At 59.9% G+C, this 19,820-nt stretch carries 15 protein-coding genes; 1 reads left to right on the top strand and 14 read right to left on the bottom strand.

Annotated elements, in window-relative coordinates; genetic code table 11:
- Positions 1–52 precede the first annotated feature (52 nt).
- From ACTJKS_RS10895 to betI, 11 genes are all read right to left on the bottom strand, one after another.
- Positions 53–1,231: an NAD(P)/FAD-dependent oxidoreductase gene (locus ACTJKS_RS10895; RefSeq protein ID WP_262948159.1), complete on the bottom strand. Its 1,179-nt coding sequence runs from the start codon at positions 1,229–1,231 to the stop codon at positions 53–55.
- A gap of 148 nt (positions 1,232–1,379) precedes the next feature.
- A complete protein-coding gene (gene dbpA / locus ACTJKS_RS10890; RefSeq protein ID WP_262948160.1) occupies positions 1,380–2,765 on the bottom strand; it encodes an ATP-dependent RNA helicase DbpA in 1,386 nt (461 codons plus the stop codon).
- 231 nt (positions 2,766–2,996) lie between these two features.
- Positions 2,997–4,436, bottom strand: coding sequence for a multidrug transporter subunit MdtD (gene mdtD, locus ACTJKS_RS10885; RefSeq protein ID WP_108184048.1), 1,440 nt, complete (start codon positions 4,434–4,436; stop codon positions 2,997–2,999).
- Positions 4,437–4,637: 201 nt separating this feature from the next.
- A complete protein-coding gene (locus ACTJKS_RS10880) occupies positions 4,638–5,975 on the bottom strand; it encodes a TldD/PmbA family protein (RefSeq protein ID WP_198759256.1) in 1,338 nt (445 codons plus the stop codon).
- The gene (locus ACTJKS_RS10875; RefSeq protein ID WP_108184046.1) at positions 5,975–7,417 is read right to left on the bottom strand and encodes a TldD/PmbA family protein; all 1,443 of its coding nucleotides are present in this window, start codon (positions 7,415–7,417) and stop codon (positions 5,975–5,977) included. Before ACTJKS_RS10875 ends, ACTJKS_RS10880 begins: the two co-directional genes overlap by 1 nt.
- 218 nt (positions 7,418–7,635) lie before the next feature.
- The gene (locus tag ACTJKS_RS10870; protein WP_108184045.1) at positions 7,636–7,980 is read right to left on the bottom strand and encodes an AzlD domain-containing protein; all 345 of its coding nucleotides are present in this window, start codon (positions 7,978–7,980) and stop codon (positions 7,636–7,638) included.
- Positions 7,977–8,702, bottom strand: a complete 726-nt coding sequence (locus ACTJKS_RS10865; RefSeq protein WP_108184044.1) for an AzlC family ABC transporter permease — start codon at positions 8,700–8,702, stop codon at positions 7,977–7,979. The genes ACTJKS_RS10870 and ACTJKS_RS10865 overlap by 4 nt, the downstream gene beginning before the upstream one ends.
- The gene (locus tag ACTJKS_RS10860) at positions 8,702–9,700 is read right to left on the bottom strand and encodes a hypothetical protein (protein WP_262948161.1); all 999 of its coding nucleotides are present in this window, start codon (positions 9,698–9,700) and stop codon (positions 8,702–8,704) included. The genes ACTJKS_RS10865 and ACTJKS_RS10860 overlap by 1 nt, the downstream gene beginning before the upstream one ends.
- Positions 9,701–9,885: 185 nt before the next feature.
- Complete coding sequence (gene betA / locus ACTJKS_RS10855; RefSeq protein ID WP_108184042.1) at positions 9,886–11,589, bottom strand: choline dehydrogenase; 1,704 nt, start codon at positions 11,587–11,589, stop codon at positions 9,886–9,888.
- 236 nt (positions 11,590–11,825) lie between these two features.
- Positions 11,826–13,298 carry a betaine-aldehyde dehydrogenase gene (betB, locus tag ACTJKS_RS10850; protein ID WP_108184041.1) on the bottom strand — a complete coding sequence of 491 codons (1,473 nt, stop codon included), beginning with the start codon at positions 13,296–13,298 and terminating at the stop codon, positions 11,826–11,828.
- 62 nt (positions 13,299–13,360) lie between these two features.
- A complete protein-coding gene (gene betI, locus ACTJKS_RS10845; protein WP_041063389.1) occupies positions 13,361–13,981 on the bottom strand; it encodes a transcriptional regulator BetI in 621 nt (206 codons plus the stop codon).
- A gap of 428 nt (positions 13,982–14,409) precedes the next feature.
- On the opposite strand from betI, the gene betT reads away from it, so the two are divergent.
- Entirely contained in the window at positions 14,410–16,407 is a 1,998-nt protein-coding gene (betT, locus tag ACTJKS_RS10840) for a choline BCCT transporter BetT (protein ID WP_041063387.1), read from the top strand.
- 178 nt (positions 16,408–16,585) lie between these two features.
- Here the strand turns inward: betT and choV are convergent, their stop codons facing one another.
- The 3 genes from choV to ACTJKS_RS10825 form a co-directional block, all read right to left on the bottom strand.
- Positions 16,586–17,764, bottom strand: a complete 1,179-nt coding sequence (gene choV / locus ACTJKS_RS10835) for a choline ABC transporter ATP-binding protein (RefSeq protein WP_041063385.1) — start codon at positions 17,762–17,764, stop codon at positions 16,586–16,588.
- On the bottom strand, positions 17,761–18,606 hold the full coding sequence (gene choW / locus ACTJKS_RS10830; RefSeq protein WP_041063383.1) for a choline ABC transporter permease subunit: 846 nt from the start codon (positions 18,604–18,606) through the stop codon (positions 17,761–17,763). Before choW ends, choV begins: the two co-directional genes overlap by 4 nt.
- Before the next feature lie 66 nt (positions 18,607–18,672).
- Positions 18,673–19,620 carry a choline ABC transporter substrate-binding protein gene (locus ACTJKS_RS10825; RefSeq protein WP_041063381.1) on the bottom strand — a complete coding sequence of 316 codons (948 nt, stop codon included), beginning with the start codon at positions 19,618–19,620 and terminating at the stop codon, positions 18,673–18,675.
- Positions 19,621–19,820 lie beyond the last annotated feature (200 nt).

The raw sequence follows: 19,820 nt of genomic DNA, 5'->3' as shown, positions 1-19,820 counted from the left end.
AAAAGNAAAGATCGCAGCCTTCGGCAGCTCCTACAGGGGAGTGTTGTTTCAGTCAGACGTACTGCGCAGCCGCGTACCCCGAGGCCCAGGCCCACTGGAAGTTGAAACCGCCCAGATGCCCGGTGACGTCGAGCACTTCGCCGACAAAATACAGGCCCGGGCTTTTCAGCGATTCCATGGTCTTGGACGACACTTCGCGGGTATCGACGCCACCCAGCGTGACCTCGGCGGTGCGGTAGCCTTCGGTGCCGGCCGGGACAACTTTCCAGCTGCCGAGTTTGTCGGCGATCTGCGCCAGTTCGGCGTGGGTGTACTGCTTCATCGGTTTGGAGACGAACCAGTTGTCCGCCAACAGGTTGGCCATCTTCTTGGTGAAGATTTCCCCGAGCAGGGTTTTCAGTTCGCTGTTCGGGCGTTCGGCCACTTGCTGTTGCAGCCATGCGGCGGTGTCGTGATCCGGCAGCAGGTTGATCTCCACGGTGTCGCCCGGCTCCCAGAACGACGAGATCTGCAGAATCGCCGGGCCACTGAGGCCGCGGTGAGTGAACAGGATGTTCTCGCGAAAGCTCTGCTCGTTGCAGCTGACCAGACAATCCACCGAGGTACCGGACAACTCGGTGCACAGTTCCTTGAGCTGATCGGTGATGGTGAATGGCACCAGGCCGGCGCGGGTCGGCAGCAGTTCGTGGCCAAACTGCCTGGCGACCTGATAACCGAAGCCGGTGGCGCCCAGCGTCGGGATCGATAGCCCGCCGGTGGCGATCACCAGCGATTGGCACTGAACCTGGCCGAGGGTGGTGTCGAGCAGGTAACCGCTTTCGACCTTTTCGATGGTCTGGATCGAGGTGTCCAGGTACAGCTCCACGCCGACCTGATCGCACTCGTCGAGCAGCATGCCGAGAATGTCGCTGGATTTGTTATCGCAGAACAGCTGGCCGAGTTTTTTCTCGTGGTAGGGCACGCCATGCTTGGCGACCATGCCGATGAAATCCCACTGGGTATAACGTGCCAGTGCCGATTTGCAGAAATGCGGGTTACCCGAGAGGAAATTGCCCGGCTCGGTGTACATGTTGGTGAAATTGCAGCGGCCACCGCCGGACATCAGGATTTTCTTGCCGGCCTTGTTCGCATGGTCGAGCAGCAGCACCTGACGCCCACGCCCGGCGGCGGTCAGTGCACACATCAACCCTGCGGCGCCAGCGCCAATGATCACGACTTCGGTAGAGCGCAAAACGGTGTCCTCTGAAATATCACCACAAAACCAACTGTTGTAGGAGCTGTCGAGTGAAACGAGGCTGCGATCTTTTGATCTTGCTCTTTAAAAACAAAGTCAAAAGATCGCAGCCTGCGGCAGCTCCTACAGGGGGTGTGCGTTGTTCTTAAAGGACGCGCACGCGCAGCGAACGGCCCTTGATCTTGCCGTTGTTCAAGCGCTGCAGCGCCTGCATGACCACGGTGCGCTCGACGGCCACATAGGACTGGAAGTCGAAGATCGCGATCTTTCCGACCTGGGCACCCGGGATGCCGGCGTCACCGGTCAGTGCGCCGAGGATGTCGCCCGGACGCACCTTGTCCTTGCGCCCGCCGGCGATGCACAGGGTGCTCATCGGTGGCTGCAGTGGGGCGCCGCCCTGGGACTTGAGGTTATCGACCTGATCCCAGTTCAACGGGGCTTTCTGCAACTGTTCGATGGCTTGCGCGCGATGCGCTTCGGACGGCGCAACGAGGCTGACCGCAATGCCTTTCTCGCCGGCACGACCGGTACGGCCGACGCGGTGAATGTGGATTTCCGAGTCGCGGGCCAGTTCGACGTTGATCACCATGTCCAACGCGTCGATGTCCAGACCACGAGCGGCGACATCGGTGGCGACTAGAACCGAAGTACTGCGGTTGGCGAACATCGCCAGTACCTGATCGCGGTCACGCTGTTCCAGATCGCCGTGCAGGCCGACGGCGGAAATGCCTTTGGAGGTCAGGTGGTCAACGGTTTCCTGCACTTGCTGCTTGGTGAAGCAGAACGCCACGCAGGAAGCCGGGCGGAAGTGGTGCAGGACTTTGGTCACTGCGCTCATGCGCTCTTCCGGGGAAATCTCGTAGAAGCGCTGCTCGATCTGCGTGTCGTCGTGGAACGCTTCGGCTTTCACCGTTTGCGGATCGCGCATGAATTTCGACGCCAATTGCTTGATGCCCATCGGGTACGTGGCGGAGAACAGCAGGGTCTGACGGCGTGCCGGGGTCTTTTCGATGATGTCTTCGATCGCGTCGTAGAAGCCCATGTCGAGCATGCGGTCGGCTTCGTCGAGGATCAGCGTGTTCAAGCCGTCGAGGACCAGCGAACCCTTGCGCAGATGCTGCTGGATACGTCCCGGGGTGCCGACGATGATGTGTGCGCCATGCTCCAGCGAAGCGATCTGCGGGCCAAACGACACGCCGCCGCACAGGGTCAGGACCTTGATGTTGTCTTCGGCACGGGCCAGGCGACGGACTTCCTTGGCGACTTGGTCGGCCAGCTCACGGGTCGGGCAGATCACCAGCGCCTGGCAACCGAAGTAGCGCGGGTTGATCGGGTTGAGCAGGCCGATGCCGAATGCAGCGGTCTTGCCGCTGCCGGTCTTGGCCTGGGCGATCAGGTCCATCCCCTTGAGGATCACCGGCAAGCTCTGCGCCTGGATCGGCGTCATCTGGGCATAACCGAGGGATTCGAGGTTAGCCAGCATGGCGGCGGACAGCGGCAGAGTATTAAAAGCGGTGGCGATGGTGGTCACGGGACTGGCCTGCAAAACAAAATGTCGCGCAGTGTAGCAGCCCCGTGCCACTTTCCTCGAAAGTTCTGGACGAACAGTGATTAAAACCCATGGGAAGAGATTCAACTGTGGCGAGGGAGCTTGCTTCCGCTGGGGCGCGAAGCGGCCCCGCTCTTCAGCTCATAAAGCGGGGGACTGCTGCGCAGTCCAGCGGGAGCAAGCTCCCTCGCCACAAAAGCATTCACTGTTTGTTCAGTGTTCGATGTGCTCATCCGGATGTTCATCCGGGCGTTTGACCCGGCGGCCGTCCTCTTTCGACAGTTGCGAGAAGATCGTCGCTGCCAGCATCGCCATGATTCCGACCGTGACAAACGTCAGCTGGAACGCGCCCAGTACGGTCTCGACGCCATCGTTGCCAATCTCCGCCGTAAATCCGCCCAGCAAGGCGCCGGCACAGGCCACGCCCAGGCTCAGCGACAACTGCGCCACCACCGACAGCAAGCTGTTGCCGCTGCTGGCGCTGGCGTCGTCGAGGTCGATCAGCGTCACGGTGTTCATCGCGGTGAATTGCAGCGAGTTGATCGCGCCGAGAACCGCCAGCAGGCACAGCAGCAGCCAATAAGGCGTCTGCTCGCTGACCAGGCCCATGCTCGCCAGCATGATCCCCAGCGCGAGGGTGTTGCCGGTGAGCACGATGCGATAGCCGAGGCGTTCGATCAGCGGTCGCGCCATCCACTTGGCAAACATCGCCGCAGCGGCCAGCGGCAGCATGCTCATCCCCGCTTGCGACGGTGAATAACCCAGCGCCACTTGCAGCAGCAACGGCACCAGAAACGGCAGGGCGCCGCTGCCCAGGCGGGCGAACAGGTTGCCGATAATTCCTACCGCGAAAGTCCTGGTCTTGAACAGCGAAGGGGCGAACAGCGGATTCTCGACACGCCCGGCGCGCAGCCAGTACGCCGCCAGACAGGCCAGACCGCCGAACAGCAGCAACATCACCCGCAGATGCGGCAAGTGCAATTCGCCCAGACCTTCCATGGCGATGGTGATCAGGATCATTGCAGCGCCGAACAGCAGGAAACCGAGGCTATCGAAGCGCGTGCGTTCAGTACCGCGCAGGTCGGGGATGAATTTCCACACCGCGTAGCAGCCGAGAACACCGACCGGCAGGTTGATCAGGAAGATCCAGTGCCACGTCAGGTATTGCACCATCCAGCCGCCCATGGTCGGACCGATCAACGGGCCGAGCAGGCCGGGAATGGTGATGAAGCCCATGATCCGCACCAGTTCCGAACGCGGATAGGCACGCAGCACCACCAGCCGTCCGACCGGCAACATCAATGCGCCGCCCAGGCCTTGGATCACACGCGCGCCAACCAGCATGGTCAGAGTGCTCGATAACGCACAGAGCAGCGAGCCAATGCTGAACAGCAGGATCGCGCCGAAGAAGATTTTCTTGGTGCCAAAGCGGTCGGCGATCCAGCCCGAGGCCGGAATCAGCAAGGCCACGGTGAGCATGTAGGCGATGACCACGCCTTGCATGCGCAACGGGTCTTCGGCCAGATCCCGGGCCATGGCCGGCAGGGCGGTGTTGAGAATGGTCCCGTCGAGGGACTGCATGAAGAACGCAATGGCGACGACCCACGGCAACCAGCGGGCGGTGATGGCGTCGAGAGGCGGGCGTGTGGGCATGGAACCTCGGGTGGGTGGTTAATCCAAATGGCTTGTCGTGAAGAAACCCTGTGGTGAGGGGATTTATCCCCGATGGACTGCGCAGCAGTCCCCTGCATTTGATTTTAAAAGCGGGGCCGCTACGCGACCCATCGGGGATAAATCCCCTCGCCACAGGGTCCACTCCAGCACTTGATCCTTGGGGGTACTGGAGGTTTTCAGTTACAGGGTCAAGGTCAATCGGCTCACCAGCGCCCCCGGCAGCAACGCCGACGACGTATTGCGCTGGCTATACGTGCTCGCCGACAGCAGCAACTCACGCTCGGCGGTCAACGCTTCCAACTGCGAACCCAGCAGGCTGTAGGCGCTGTCGTCGAAGCGCATGGTGCTGACCGGCGCCTGAATTTCGCCGTTCTCGACCCAGAAAGTTGCGAAGCGGGTCATGCCGGTCAGGCGCGCCGCCGGTTGATCCGAGTAGTTCAGGTACCACAGGTTGCTGATGTACAGCCCGGTGCCTAACTGCTTGAGGATCTCTGCCTGTGACAGGTCACCGGCGGCCATGTTCAGTGCACTCGGCATTTCACCGCCGCCGGCGCCGTTGGCGGTCAGGCCGTATTCGGCGGCACTGCGCGAGCCGACCAGTTGATCGCCGGCCTTGCCTTCGATGACCAGCCGCAGATCGCTGCGCGGGTAGCCTTCGCCGGAGAACGCCGGGCTCAACGAACCGCTGACTTGCTCATCCAGCGACACCAGCGGACTGAACGCCTGATCACCGACATACAGCTTCTGCAGCGGACTGCTCTTGCTGGCGATCGACTGTGCGGAAAAACCGCCCCAGCTGAGCATGCCCATGATTTCTTCCAGCGCGGCTGGCGCCAGATACGCCCGGTATTGCCCCGGTGCGAGGGTGCGCAACGGTCGACCGAGGAACGCCAGTTGCTCGCGCGCCTGCTGGAAGCGCCGGGCGAAGCCTTCGCTGCTCCATTCGTGCCCGGCGTAGCTGGCCTTGACCGCTTCGCCGTTTTCGTGGAACAGGCTGAAGTCGAAGTTGAAGCTGTTGGCCTGATGCCAGCCAAACGCTCCCGAGGAGCTGGCGAAACCACGGCTGATCGGGCCGGCAGCATAGAAGCCGACCAGATCCAGACCTTCAGCCGCGGTGCAGATTTCCTCGACCACTTGCTCGGTGTCCGGCAGCGGATGTTGCTGCACGTTGTTGCTCTGCCAGCCGTTGTGGTTGAGCAGCAGGTACGGATCCTGTGGCAGCAGCGGCAGGGTTTCGCGCAGTTGTTGCAGGCCTTCGGCGAGGCGTTGCAGATCGGCCTCCTGATCACCGGACAGGGTGATGTGCAGGTCGGCATGGCGGCCATCGTTGATCAGCTTCAACCCGACATCGGCCTGCTGCACCTGACCGGCCTGACGCACCTTGGCGTGGTTGAAGCGCACGAACGCCGAGGATTCCGCGGCATAGCTGAGGGTGAATTGTTCCGGCTCGCGCACGCTGTCGCGCAGCCAATTGACCATGATCTTGAAGGCGTCGGACTGACTCTTCGAAATGCTCATCAGGCGTCTCCCCCAAACACATCTACGTTGCTGAATACGCAGGCCGGCGAAGCGTGGCCGACGCGGATCACCTGATTCGGCTCGCCCTTGCCGCAGTTTGGCGTGCCCAGCACCTTACGGGTGCCGGCATCGCCGACCGCGCGCAGACTCTTCCAGAACTGCGCGGAAATACCTCGGTAATTCGGATTTTTCACCACACCCTTGAGTTCACCGTTCTCGATCAACTGCCCCCACTCGCAACCGAACTGGAATTTGTTGCGCGCATCGTCAATCGACCACGAACGGTTGGTGCTCATCAGAATGCCGTGCTCGATGCCGCTGATCAGTTGCGTCAGCGACTGATCGCCCGGCTCGATGTTGAGGTTGGCCATGCGGTCGATCGGCGGCCGGTTCCAGCCGCAGGCGCGGCTGTTGGCAACGCCGTCGAGGCCGGCGCGGAACTGCGACAGTGCGCCGCCCAATGGCCGCAACAGCAAGCCTTGGCGAATCAGGAATTGTTTGCTGGCCTTGCTGCCGTCGTCATCGTGGCCGTAACTGGCCAGCTCTTCGGGAATGTCCGGGTCGAAGGTCACGTTGAGCAGCTTCGAACCGTATTGCAGGCTGCCGAAGTCGCTGGTTTTGACGAAGCTGGTGCCGGCGTAATTGCGCTCGTCACCGAGGATCCGGTCAAGCTCCAGCGGGTGACCGATCGACTCGTGAATCTGCAGCATCATCTGATCGGGCATCAGCAACAGATCGCGCGGGCCTTGCGGGGTATTTGGCGCGAGCAGCAGTTGCAGGGCCTGATCGGCCACTTGCGGGCCGGCGCCGACCAGACCGCAACGGCTGATCACATCGGCGCCACCCTGCTGACCGAAGTTCTCGCGGCCCAGGGAGCGGGTCTGGCTGTCGTGGCCGTCGTAGGCAGTGACATCGAAACTTGGATAAACGAAGCGCTGGGCCTGGCGCAATTCGGCGCCGGCACTGCTCAGGTAAATCTGTTCGACGTGGGTGATGCCGATGCTCGCTTGCCAATGCACCAGGCGCTCATCCTTTGGCACCGCGGCGGATTCCGCGCCGAGCAGCTCGAAGCATTCGCTCAGGGACGGGAAGGGTTGATCGAGATTGGGCGAAAAGTAATCAGCGCGGTCACTGGATACCGGCTGATCGCGCAGGTCGAGCAAGGCGTGGGGCTTGAGCCGACGGGCCTGCTGTTCGGCGCGCTCCAGGGCGGCTTGCAGACCTTGCTGCGACAGGTCGTTGGTCGCCGCGTAAGCCTCGACGCCGTTGACCCGCACTGTGAGCATCGCACCCTCGTCACGGCTCAGGCTCGGCGGTTCGGCGACATTCTTGCGCACCGACAGGTACTGGCCGGACTCGCGTACATACCGCAAGGAAAAAAACTCGGCGCCCGTGCGCAAGGCAGCGAAGCGCTGCTTGAGCTGGGGGTGGAAATCGAACATCAGGGAACCTCCTTGTTATGGGAGTAGCGGCGCAGCGGATTCGGCGGGAGGGATGAAGCGATCAGACGAGGACTAGAGTAGGCCTGCGCGGGGGGGAGTATCAAGGGTGGCGCCCGGGAGGGAAAACTATTCTGTGAGTGGCAGTCATCCCGTCAGGCAAAAGGGGCGTGCTTGAGCAAGTGTGTCCAAGGGCCCCTGGCCGGTTCTGCGGTAAAACTTCAGTTATTCAAATAGGCGAATGCAAGTACGTAAATCAGCAGGCTGGCAAAGAAACCCGGCAGAATTTTTCGGGTTCTGGCCACTACGGCAAATGTTCCGACTAAGAGCAGCAGTTTCAGTGCGTCCAGAATCTGAAACTGTTGCACCAGGCTCGGACCGTCGAGCCTGGCAAATGCCGTGTCATAAATGATCACTCCCAACATCGCCTGGGCGCTGTAGCTGACGAAGCGGTAAAAAGAACCGTCGGTGCGCGCCAGCGCCGTGGTGTTTTTGAAAGCAAACGGTAATGCACGAAATGCAAAAGCCGTGATTGCGGCAAAGCCGATCAGCATCCAGAGAGTCATTGCGAAGCCGTTCCTTGGCGAATACGGATATTTTCAATCATTACGAGCATGCCGCCGATCACAAAGGGCGTAATCAGCAAGCTGTAGTCCTTGAAGAGCAACACCAGCAAAGGGGCACCGATGAAGCCTAGCCAGTAGCTGGAGACCTCCATGTAGTGCGGCCAGTGTTTGCCGGCCAGCGCAGTGAACTGAAGTGGCAAGAGCATCGTCATGGCGGCTGCAACGGTCGGTGACGCAAAATCTGCGCCGGCGATAAAGCCGACGTAAGTGCAGATGATCGACAAGGCGAAGATGGGGGCGCCTACGCCAACAAAATATGCGAACGGGAAACTCGTCTTGTGCTTGAAGCGCGTTATGCAGGCCGTGAAGATCGAGGGTGTCAGCAGTATCAATGACGCGAGAGTCTTACGCGTCGACGTCTGCTTGAGGTACGGTGCCAACGTCGCTGAAAGCAAAACGAATCGGGCGTTGAGTGCCAGAATGATCGGGAGCAGTAACCATCCGTCGTTGTAGTTTTGTATGAGTAGAAACTGTAACGGTGTCGAAAAAATCAACAGGGTCGTTGCCATTGTCTGACTCAATGTCAGCGCTTGAGCAGCGCCCACCATTCCGATTGATAAATACAGAAAAATGAACGCGATGCCGAAGGTGATAGCGTCGCGCCCTCCCGCCTTGAGTGTCTGCGCGAAGGTCGAGTCGGATGACGACTGGCAGCCCTTCATCAAGCCGCTCCTCGGACTGCGTGCTTTTCGTCCAGCGAGTAATACTGCTTGCGAGGCCCTTTGCTGCGAAACAACAAGCGTGGCGTAGTGGTCAACGTCGAAGTTGCGGCTTGCGAGCGAACCTCATCGGCGCTGATATTCAGAGTGGGGCGAGCATGCAATATCTTGTTATTGGCAACGATCAGGAACGTGCCGGTCTGCGCTGTGGAGACATTGCACTTGGCAGTGGGTAGCCCTGCGCGGATCTTGTCCAACACCTCTTGACCGCCGTTGAATGCACGCATTCGCTCGCCGCTGTGAATGTCGATACGGAAATCAAGTGAAAACCGGTAGCCATACAGTTCACTGTATTCAACGACATTTCGAACGCGCTCTTTCGAGCCGCTGACGTTTTTACCTGAAATGAAAATCGCCTGCATGCCAAGTAAGGTTTGAATTTCTTCATCATCAAGTGATAACAGCAAGTCGGCTGGAAAGTAATAGGCGGTCGGCGTGCGAGTCGTGTCCCGACACACCGTGAGTGCAAGATAGTCAACGTCCAGGCTTTCATACAAATCATCTGAATGCTGGGTGATGTCACCGTAACCATTACCCCATTCCCGATACTTTTCAGCGGAGGGTTTCATGTACAGCGCTTTATGGTCTTCGTATTCGTACTTGATATCAGTCAAGTGGAACAGGTCAGCCAGCGCCTCATGGACGGTGAGGGCCAATGCAGGGCAGTCAATGCTGAAAATATTTCTGATACACACCGCGGCAATGCCTTTGTGGGTGCCGACCTGGTCAAAGTAGAGGGTGTCTTCTGGGTGGAGATAATTAATGAATAAATTTGTAAGTTGTATTTTTAGGGTGTGTAGGTTTTGATTCTTGTTCTTTTGCCACCACGACTCGATAACGCCGCTTAAATAGCCGAAGTCCAACGTGATGGTTTTTTCTTTAGATAATGCGTGCCGAAAGAAGCTGGCGGACATGTTCTCATTTGCGTAGTTGAATGGCATTGTTCTTCCTTGGTTCGTACTTTGGAGGCGCGCATTCTAGTGTGTTTGATCGAGAGGTAAAGTTGGTAAGTATTGCGAGTTTTGTTCGGTCGAAGTTGCACTTTTAAATAGTAGGGAGGGTTAAATAAAAAAAACCGCCAGCCTCTGAAAGAGGTGGCGGTTTTTGTGGCGGCGCCAGTTGGTTGTCAGTGAGCGGCAGGCGTTACATCACGCAGCGCCTTGCCTTTCACCGGCGCATCGCCAGCGACATAGTACGGCGCGTTGCTGCGCGGCAGTGGCTGGCGGCCACGGATCTTGTCGGCGATTTTCTCGGCCATCATGATCGTCGGCGCATTCAGGTTACCGGTGGTGATGATCGGCATGATCGAAGCATCGACCACTCGCAGGCTCTGCATGCCGTGCACGCGGCCTTCGCCATCCACAACCGCCATCTCGTCGGTGCCCATCTTGCACGAGCAGGACGGGTGGAACGCGGTTTCGGCGTGCTCGCGGATGAACTTGTCCAGTTGCTCATCGGTTTGCACGTCGATGCCCGGGCTGATTTCGCGGCCACGGAAGGCGTCCAGCGCAGGCTGTTGCATGATTTCACGGGTCAGGCGGATGCCGTCACGGAATTCCTGCCAGTCCTGCTCGGTGGCCATGTAGTTGAACAGGATGCTCGGGTGCTGACGCGGGTCCTTGGATTTGACCTGGATGCGGCCACGGCTCGGCGAACGCATGGAACCCATGTGTGCCTGGAAACCGTGCTCTTTCACACCGTTGCTGCCGTTGTAGTTAATCGCCACCGGCAGGAAGTGGTACTGGATGTTCGGCCATTCGAACTCTTCGCGCGTACGGATGAAACCGCCGGCTTCGAACTGGTTGCTGGCGCCGATGCCGGTGCCGTTGAACAGCCACTCGGCACCGATGGCTGGCTGGTTGTACCAGAGCAGCGACGGGTACAGCGAGACCGGTTGGGTGCAAGCGTATTGCAGGTACAGCTCAAGGTGATCCTGCAGGTTTTCACCGACGCCCGGCAGGTCATGGACGACCGGGATGTCGAGGCTTTCCAGCAGTTTCGCCGGGCCGACGCCGGAGCGCTGCAGAATCTGCGGCGAAGCGATGGCGCCGGAGCACAGCAGAACTTCTTTGCGTGCTTTGGCTTCAACGCGCTCTTCCGCCGAGCCGACCAGATAACGCACGCCGACCGCGCGCTTGCCTTCGAACAGAATCTTGTCGGTCAGGGCGTGGGTGACGATGGTCAGGGTCGAGCGTTTTTTGGCGACGTCGAGGTAGCCACGGGCAGTGGAAGCACGACGGCCGTTTGGCGTCACGGTGCGGTCCATCGGGCCGAAGCCTTCCTGCTGGTAGCCGTTCAAGTCTTCGGTGCGCGGGTAACCGGCCTGCACGCCGGCTTCAACCATGGCGTGGAACAGCGGGTTGTTGCCGGCTTTCGGCGTGGTCACGCTGACCGGGCCGTCGCCACCGTGGTAATCGTTCGGGCCGATGTCACGGGTTTCCGCTTTACGGAAGTACGGCAGGCAGTCGAGGTAGGTCCAGTCTTCCAGGCCTGGCAACTTCGCCCAGCCGTCGTAGTCCATCGCGTTGCCACGGATGTAGCACATGCCGTTGATCAGCGAGGAGCCGCCGAGGCCTTTGCCGCGACCGCATTCCATCCGGCGACCGTCCATGTGTGGCTCCGGATCGGTTTCGTAGGCCCAGTTGTAGCGACGACCCTGCAGCGGGAATGCCAGCGCGGCCGGCATTTGCGTGCGGAAGTCGAAACGATAGTCCGGGCCGCCTGCTTCGAGCAGCAGCACGGTGACGCCTTCGTCTTCAGTCAGACGGGTCGCCAGGGTGTTACCGGCCGAGCCGGCACCGATGATGATGTAATCGAATTCTTGGGACATTGAATGCACCCTCTTAGAGGTTGGTCAGGTCAAGATCGCCGGGACGCTGCAAAACCAGTGGTGAGGAGAGAATCCTCTGTGGTGAGGGGATTTATCCCCGACCGGCTGCGCAGCAGTCGTAAAGCCAGCGAATGAGTTCTGTCTGGAGAGTTGCAGGGTCTGGATGGGGGCTGCTTCGCAGCCCGTCGGGGATGAATCCCCTCACCACAAAGGCCCCATCCAGACTCTGAGTCAGATCAGAACACCGAGACGTAATCGCCCAGCTCGACCTGTACCGATTTGATACGTGTGTAGTTGGTCAGCGAGCTGATGCCGTTTTCGCGGCCCACGCCCGACTGCTTGTAACCGCCCACCGGCATTTTTGCGTCGGACTCGCCCCAGGCGTTGATCCAGCAGATACCGGCTTCCAGTTGATGAATCACGCGGTGTGCGCGGTTCAGGTCTTTGGTGACGATACCGGCGGCCAGGCCGAAGTCGGTGTCGTTGGCGCGGCGGATCACTTCTTCCTCGGTCTCGTAGGAGAGGATCGCCATCACCGGGCCAAAGATTTCTTCACGGACGATGGTCATCTCGTCGGTGCAATCGGTGAACACGGTCGGTGCAACGAAGGCGCCTTTGGCGAATTCGCCGTTGGTCAGACGCTCGCCGCCGCACAGCACGCGAGCACCTTCTTCTTTACCCTTGGCGATGTAACCCAGCACGCTTTCCATGTGGGCGAAGCTAACCAGTGGGCCGAAGTTGGTGTTTTCGTCTTCCGGGTTGCCGATGCGGATGCGCGCGACGCGCTCGACAATCTTTGCTTCGAACGCGGCTTTCAGGTGGCTCGGTACGAATACGCGAGTGCCGTTGGTGCAGACCTGACCGGAGCTGTAGAAGTTGGCCATCATTGCGGTGTCGGCGGCGCGATCCAGGTCGGCGTCGTCGCAGATGATCAGCGGCGACTTGCCGCCCAGTTCCATGGTCACGTCTTTCAGCGACGAAGCCGAAGCGCTGGCCATGACTTTCTTGCCGGTGTCGGTGCCGCCGGTGAAGGAAACTTTCTCGATGCGCGGGTGCTCGGTCAGCCAGGTGCCGACTTCACGGCCGCTGCCGGTCAGGACGTTGAACACGCCGTTTGGCAGGCCGGCTTCGGTGTAGATCTCGGCCAGTTTCAGGGTGGTCAGCGAAGTGACTTCGCTTGGCTTGAAGATCATCGCGTTACCAGCGGCCAGGGCGGGTGCGGATTTCCACAGCGCGATCTGGATCGGGTAGTTCCACGCGCCGATACCGGCGACCACGCCCAGCGGTTCGCGACGAGTGTAGACGAAGGAAGTGTCGCGCAGCGGAATCTGCTCGCCTTCGATCGCCGGCACCAGGCCTGCGTAGTATTCCAGCACGTCGGCACCGGTGACGATGTCGACGTACTTGGTTTCGGAGAAGGCTTTGCCGGTGTCCAGGGTTTCCAGAGCAGCCAGTTCATCGTTGCGCTCGCGCAGGATGTCGACGGCGCGACGCAGGATGCGCGAACGCTCCATGGCGGTCATCGCGGCCCAGATTTTCTGGCCCTTTTCAGCGCTGACCACAGCACGCTCGACGTCTTCCTTGGTCGCACGTTGCACTTTGGCGAGGACTTCACCGTTCGCCGGGTTGATGGCTTCGAAAGTGGCATCGCTGCCAGCGTCGGAGTACGCGCCATCGATGTAGAGTTTTTGCAGTTCGAAACGGGCCATAGTGTCCTCGCAAGTGCATTAGTGGTTGGCGTCGACCACCGCGCTGAAACTGCGGTGGCGGTTCAGGTACCGAGCGTTTTCTGTGTGCTCTGGCTCACCTGCTTGGCCAATTGGAAATCCATGTATTCGTAAGCGATCTGTTGCGCCTGCGCGGTGTCGAAAGCGTCTCCCGACAGCGCGCCGCGCAACCACAAACCGTCGATCAACGCTGCCAGTCCACGCGCGGCGCTGCGCGCATCTTCGAGCGGCAACACACGGCGGAACTCGCAGCACAGGTTGGAATACAGACGGTGATCGTTGATCCGCTGCAACCTGTGCAAAGACGGCTGGTGCATGCTGGTGGCCCAGAAGGCCAGCCAGGTTTTCATTGCCGGGCCATTGACCTGGCTGGCGTCGAAGTTGCCTTCGATGATCACCTGCAGATGCGCCCGTGGGCTGCTGTCTGCCAGCGCCTGCCGGCGCGCGGTGACGTTCTCGCTGAGGACATTCATCAGATACCGCATCGTGGCGGCAATCAGGCCGTTCTTGTCCTGAAAATAGTGACTGATGATGCCATTCGAGACACCGGCCAAACGGGCGATCAGCGCAATGCTGGCGTCCCCCATACCGACCTGATCGACCGCCTGCAACGTGGCTTCGATCAGTTGTTGGCGGCGGATGGGTTGCATACCGACCTTGGGCATCTTGCACATCTCCTTAGGCCTTCCGACGGGCGATAAACGCCGATCGGATTGAGGGCCAGTCTATTTTGTTTTGATTGAACGTTCAATCAACAAAGAATAAGATCTGCGACAAATCGTCGCTGCCTACAGATTTTTTCTGCTTGTAAATGGCGATAAAACGACCTCCGAAAATCCTTGAAGCCTGCGTGGGGCATGGCGCGGTTCGCTATTCGATGGACGTGTTGAATGGGCAAGACGCTCGGGGCCAGGTTTCGGATGAACGTCCGCACAGCTTCGGCCACGAAAGCGATTCGCAACGCCATTTCGGCAGGTTCGGGCTTTTTTCGGGGTGTCTTTATATCACCCGCCGGTCGGCTGCCAACTAACCGATTGGTCGGGTTCCGTGTTGCCTTGTGTTCTTCTCTCGCACTGCCTGGAGCATTTGTGCCATGAGTTCTGCCTCGCTTATAAAGACCCCGCCCGAGAAGGTGACGGTCAACGGTTGGGTGTTTTACACCTCGACCGCGCTGATTCTGTTGTTGACCGCCATTCTGATCATCGCCCCGCAAGAGGCCGGCAGAATGTTGGGTATGGCTCAGGCCTGGTTGTCGCGCAGCTTCGGCTGGTACTACATGGTGGTGATCGCCGCCTACCTGGTGTTTGTGGTGGGCCTGGCGTTTTCCTCCTACGGCAAACTCAAACTGGGCAGCAAGGACGATACCCCGGATTTCAGTTACGGCGCCTGGGCGGGGATGCTGTTCTCGTCGGGTATCGGTATTTCGCTGCTGTATTTCGGCGCCTCCGAGCCGCTGGACCATTACTTCAATCCGCCGGAAGGCGCAGCGGCCACCAACCTGGCCGCGCGTCAGGCGGTGCAACTGACGTTCCTGCACTGGGGCCTGCACGGCTGGGCGATCTACGCACTGGTCGGTCTGGCCGTGGCGTACTTTGCTTACCGTCATAACCAGCCCCTGGCCCTGCGTTCGGCGCTGTATCCGCTGGTCGGCGAGCGTTGGGTCAAAGGCGCTGCCGGACACGCAGTGGACGGCTTCGGCATGTTCGTGACCCTGCTGGGTCTGGTGACCAACCTGGGGATCGGCTCGCTGCAAGTGTCCTCCGGCCTGGAAAACCTGTTCGGCATGGAGCACAGCAACACCAACCTGCTGATCGTGATCATCGTGATGAGCACCGTGGCGACCATCGCTGCCGTGTCCGGTGTGGAAAACGGCATCCGTCGTCTGTCCAACCTGAACATCGTGCTGTTCAGCGGTCTGCTGATTTTCGTCCTGTTGTTCGGCCCGACCCTGCACCTGCTCAACGGCTTCGTGCAGAACATCGGCGATTACCTCAACGGCGTGGTGCTGAAGACCTTCGACCTGTACGTCTATGAAGGCGACAGCGCCAAGTCCGACCGTTGGCTGGGCCTGTGGACCCTGTTCTACTGGGCCTGGTGGATTTCCTGGGCGCCATTCGTAGGCATGTTCATCGCGCGTATTTCCCGTGGTCGTACCGTGCGTGAGCTGGTGGCTGGCGTGCTGCTGATTCCGCTGGGTTTCACCCTGGCGTGGCTGTCGATCTTCGGTAACTCGGCACTGGATCTGGTGATGAACCAGGGCGCGGTGGAACTCGGCAAGACGGCGCTGGAACAGCCGTCGATGGCGATCTACCAGTTGCTGGAACACTACCCGGCGTCGAAAGTCGTCATCGGTGTGTCGATCTTTGTTGGCTTCGTGCTGTTCCTGACCCCGGCCGACTCCGGCGCGGTGATGATGGCGAATCTGTCCTGCAAGGGCGGCAACGTCGATGAAGACGCGCCGCACTGGCTGCGCATCTTCTGGTCGGTGGTGATCACGCTGGTGACTATCGGTCTGCTGTTCGCCGGTAACTTCGAAGCCATGCAAACCATGGTGGTGCTGGCCGGTCTGCCGTTCTCGGTGGTGCTGGTGTTCTTCATGTTCGGCCTGCACAAGGCGATGCGTCAGGACGTGCAGATCGAACAGGAGCAGGCGCAACTGGCTGAGCGCGGTCGTCGTGGTTTCAGCGAGCGTCTGACGCAGCTGGATCTGCAGCCGAGCCAATCGGTGGTGCAGCGCTTCATGGACAAGCAGGTCAGCCCTGCGCTGGAAGACGCTGCCGCGCAAATGCGTGCACAGGGTCTGGAAGTGCAGACGCTGCTGGGCAAATCCAAGCGCTGCATGGGCGTGCGTGTCGAGATGGAAGAGGGCAATCCTTTCGTCTATGAAGTGAGCCTGGACGGCTACCTGGCGACCCCGACCGAATCGGCCCAGTCCGATGAGGCGCGCCAGCGCTATTACCGTGCCGAGGTGTACCTGCACAACGGCAGCCAGGACTACGACCTGATGGGCTTCACGCAGGATCAGATCACACGCGATGTGCTCGATCAGTTTGAAAGCCATCGGCAGCTCCTTGGCCGGGTGTATAGCTAAACAGCAAGTGCGCGGTGTTTCAGTCTGAAGCACCGCGTTGTTCCTTTGAAAGATCGCAGCCTTCGGCAGCTCCTAAATGGATCGCATTCCCCCTGTAGGAGCTGCCGAAGGCTGCGATCTTTTGCTCTTCAAACAAAAACGCCGCGATCCTCTCGCGGCGTTTTTGTGTCCGGGGTTCTTACCCCAGGTTCTTGCCCAGCAACGCGTGATACAGCTCACTGTCGCCAAGAATCCCCACCACATGGTTGTTGTCGTGCAGCACCAGTTTGTTGCCGGTCTGGTAGCGAATCTGCAGCGCGTCACGCATGCCGATGTTCGAGTCCACCAGCGTCGGTTTGCGCTCCAGACCTTCCACGGCCTGGCCCGGTGCCCAGTTCTGCAGGTTCAGCACCGAACCGTTCTGCCGCGCGCCCTTGATGGTGTTGCCTTCGGCCAGGTCCAGCCACGAGTCGCCGCCCGGGTCGAGGCACACCGAACCGTTGATGCGTTTGCAGTTGTCCAGCGTGCGCATCAGGCTGCGACCGCAGAGCACGTTGAGCGGATTGGTGTGGGCCACGAAGGTGCGCACATAGTCGTCCGCCGGGTTCAGCACGATCTCTTCCGGCACGCTGTACTGGATGATCCGGCCGTCTTTCATGATCGCGATGCGGCTCCCCAGTTTGAGCGCCTCGTCGAGGTCGTGACTGACAAACACGATGGTCTTGCTCAGCTTGCGTTGCAGTTCCAGCAGTTCGTCCTGCAGACCCTGACGGATCAGCGGGTCGAGTGCCGAGAACGGTTCGTCCATCAACAGAATGTCGGCGTCCATCGCCAGCGCCCGGGCCAGACCGACCCGCTGTTGCATGCCGCCGGAGAGTTCATCGGGCTTCTTGTTGCGCCATTGGGTCAGGCCCACCAGTTCGAGCTTGTCGTCCACCAGCTTGCGCCGTTCCTTTTCCGGTCGGCCCTGCATTTCCAGACCGAAACTGATGTTCTCGCGCACCGTCAGCCACGGCATCAGGGCGAACTTCTGGAACACCATGGCGATGCGTTTGGTGCGCATCATTTTCAGCTCGGCCGGGGTGCAGGAAGCGATGTCGATCTGCTTGCCTTCGTGCTCGACGAACAGCTTGCCGCGACTGACGGTGTTGAGGCCGTTGATGCAGCGCAGCAGGCTCGACTTGCCGGAGCCGGACAGGCCCATCAGCACGCAGATCTCGCCTTTGTTGATGTCCAGGCTGGCCTTTTCCACGCCAACGATCTGCCCGGTCTTTTTCAGGATCTCACTGCGGGTCAAACCTTGATCGAGCAGTTTCAGTGCTTCGCGCGGATCCTTGGTGAAGATCACGTCAACGTTATCGAAGCGAATTATGCTCATGCGTCACCCCCTGCTTTGGCGTCGGGTTGTTTGCAGATACGGTCGAGCATGATCGCCAGCAGTACGATCGCCAGGCCCGCTTCGAAGCCCAGGGCGATATCAGCAGTGTTCAGTGCGTTGACCACCGGTTTGCCGAGTCCGTCGGCGCCCACCAGTGCCGCGATCACCACCATCGACAGCGACAGCATGATGCACTGGGTGATGCCGGCCGCGATGCTCGGCATGGCGTGAGGCAGTTCGATCCGTGAAAGCAATTGGCGACGCGAGCAGCCGAAGGCCTTGCCGGCGTCCATCAGTTCTTGCGGGACATCGCGGATGCCCAGGTAGGTCAGGCGGATCGGCGCAGCGATGGCGAACACCACCGTGGAGATCAGGCCCGGCACCACACCCAGCCCGAAGAGGGTCAGGGTAGGAATGAGGTAAACGAAGGTCGGTACGGTCTGCATCAGATCGAGTACCGGACGCATTAAAGTGTAGAACATCGGCTTGTGCGCGGCGACGATGCCCAGCGGCACGCCGATGACCACGCAGACCAGGGTCGCGAACATGACCTGGGCGAGGGTTTCCATGGTTTCCTGCCAGTAACCCAGATTGAGGATCAGCAGGAACGAGGCGATGACGAACACCGTCAGCCCCCATTTGCGCTGGATGAAGTGGGCCAGCAGGGCGATGAGGCCGATCAGCACCAGCGGGTTGAACCAGGTCAGCGCAAACGTCACGCCGTGGATCATCGTTTCCAGTGTCACGGCGATTGCGTCGAAGGTGCTGGCGCCGTGTTGCGTCAACCATTCAACGAAGCCCGCGATGTACTGGCCTAAAGGGATTTTCTGATCAATCAGCATGGTAGTGAACGTCCGCATGCAAGGAATAAACAGCCCGGGCGAGCGAACTCGCCCGGCGTAAGGCAATTACTGTGCGAGCTTGGCTTTCACGGCTTCCAGGCCAGGTTTACCGTCAATGGTGGTCACGCCAGCGAGCCAGGTATCGAGCACCTGTGGGTTCTTTTTCAGCCAGGCCTTGGCGGCCGCTTCAGGCTTCATCTTGTCGTCGAGGATGTTGCCCATCAGGGTACTTTCCATGTCGACGGTGAACTCCAGGTTCTTCAGCAACTGACCGACGTTGCTGCATTCAGTGGTGTAACCCTTGCGGGTGTTGGTCGCCACGGTCGCAGCACCGAAATCGGGGCCGAAGAAGTCATCGCCGCCGGTCAGGTATTGAATCTTGAAGCGCTTGTTCATCGGGTGCGGCGCCCAGCCGAGGAAGACCACGGCGGTGTCGCGTTTCTGTGCGCGGTCAACCTGCGAGAGCATGCCCGCTTCGGACGATTCGACGACTTTGAAACCGGCGTCCTTCAGGCCGAAAGCGTTCTTGTCGATCATGCTCTGGATCAGGCGGTTACCGTCATTGCCGGGCTCGATGCCGTAGATCTTGCCGTCGAGCTCTTTCTTGAATTTGGCGATATCGGCGAAGTCATGCAGACCCTTGTCGTACAGGGCTTGCGGTACGGCGAGGGTGTACTTGGCACCCTTGAGGTTGGTGCGCACCACTTCGACGGTGCCGGCATCGCGGTAGGCCTTGATGTCGTTTTCCATGGTCGGCATCCAGTTACCGAGGAACACGTCCATGTTCTTGCCGTCGGCCAGCGACTTGTAGGTCACGGGCACGGAGATCATGGTGGTCTTGGTCTTGTAGCCGAGGGCGTCGAGCACCACCGAAGTGGTGGCGGTGGTAGCGGTGATGTCGGTCCAGCCGACATCGGAGAAGTTCACGGTACTGCACTGAGCGGGTTCTGCAGCGTGAGCCAGTAACGGCAGACTCAGCATGGCGGCCAACAACAACGACGGGGAACCTTTCATGGATGGACTCCTTGGTGTTTTTTTTGGCAGTGTTCCGACTGTGGACCACCGCACTTATAGGTTGCGGTTGGATGGCGTTCTGGAGACAGCTCTACCACGGCGCCTTGCAATCGAGTCATAACGATCATGTACCAGTGAAAATCTGACGCCTACAGGGTGGGTCGTATCCAGTACAGGGATGGTCGCATCCAGTGTCAGTG

Source organism: Pseudomonas sp. 22189 (assembly GCF_052045635.1).
GTDB classification, from domain to species: domain Bacteria; phylum Pseudomonadota; class Gammaproteobacteria; order Pseudomonadales; family Pseudomonadaceae; genus Aquipseudomonas; species Aquipseudomonas parakoreensis.
Note: the sequence above shows the minus strand (reverse complement) of the source record. Positions and strands in the feature narration are given on the sequence as shown.

Bases quoted from the DNA above. Each gene is read 5' to 3' on its own strand.
- mdtD (WP_108184048.1), bottom strand. From the start codon at position 4,436: ATGCCCACACGCCCGCCTCTCGACGCCATCACCGCCCGCTGGTTGCCG.
- ACTJKS_RS10880 (WP_198759256.1), bottom strand. From the start codon at position 5,975: ATGAGCATTTCGAAGAGTCAGTCCGACGCCTTCAAGATCATGGTCAAT.
- ACTJKS_RS10875 (WP_108184046.1), bottom strand. From the start codon at position 7,417: ATGTTCGATTTCCACCCCCAGCTCAAGCAGCGCTTCGCTGCCTTGCGC.
- ACTJKS_RS10870 (WP_108184045.1), bottom strand. From the start codon at position 7,980: ATGACTCTCTGGATGCTGATCGGCTTTGCCGCAATCACGGCTTTTGCA.
- ACTJKS_RS10865 (WP_108184044.1), bottom strand. From the start codon at position 8,702: ATGAAGGGCTGCCAGTCGTCATCCGACTCGACCTTCGCGCAGACACTC.
- ACTJKS_RS10860 (WP_262948161.1), bottom strand. From the start codon at position 9,700: ATGCCATTCAACTACGCAAATGAGAACATGTCCGCCAGCTTCTTTCGG.
- betA (WP_108184042.1), bottom strand. From the start codon at position 11,589: ATGTCCCAAGAATTCGATTACATCATCATCGGTGCCGGCTCGGCCGGT.
- betB (WP_108184041.1), bottom strand. From the start codon at position 13,298: ATGGCCCGTTTCGAACTGCAAAAACTCTACATCGATGGCGCGTACTCC.
- betI (WP_041063389.1), bottom strand. From the start codon at position 13,981: ATGCCCAAGGTCGGTATGCAACCCATCCGCCGCCAACAACTGATCGAA.
- betT (WP_041063387.1), top strand. From the start codon at position 14,410: ATGAGTTCTGCCTCGCTTATAAAGACCCCGCCCGAGAAGGTGACGGTC.
- choV (WP_041063385.1), bottom strand. From the start codon at position 17,764: ATGAGCATAATTCGCTTCGATAACGTTGACGTGATCTTCACCAAGGAT.
- choW (WP_041063383.1), bottom strand. From the start codon at position 18,606: ATGCTGATTGATCAGAAAATCCCTTTAGGCCAGTACATCGCGGGCTTC.
- ACTJKS_RS10825 (WP_041063381.1), bottom strand. From the start codon at position 19,620: ATGAAAGGTTCCCCGTCGTTGTTGTTGGCCGCCATGCTGAGTCTGCCG.